Consider the following 239-nt stretch of genomic DNA (forward strand, 5'->3'; position numbering starts at 1 on the left):
TTTTGAACTTGTTATGAGTATATGGGTCTGGCATAATAATTACAAATAACTATTATATGTCGGTTTTCATAGCTTGAAACTATGGTAAGGAGTGAGCGTATGCGGATTGAAGATTTGCAGTATTTTATGAAGGTTGTTGAAGTGGGGAATATGACGCAGGCGGCCAAGGACTTGTTTATTGCCCAGCCGTCTTTGTCGAAAGCCATGGCCAATTTGGAGTCTGAGATGGGGGTAACTTT

1 protein-coding gene is annotated in these 239 nt (G+C 40.6%); it reads left to right on the plus strand.

What is annotated here, in order from left to right; translation table 11 throughout:
• Positions 1–99: 99 nt before the first annotated feature.
• Positions 100–239, plus strand: a 140-nt coding sequence (locus tag AC973_RS09740; RefSeq protein ID WP_225968957.1) for a LysR family transcriptional regulator, incomplete at its 3' end; no start/stop codon positions are given.

It is taken from the genome of Carnobacterium sp. 1290_CSPC, assembly GCF_001053265.1.
GTDB classification, from domain to species: domain Bacteria; phylum Bacillota; class Bacilli; order Lactobacillales; family Aerococcaceae; genus Aerococcus; species Aerococcus urinaeequi.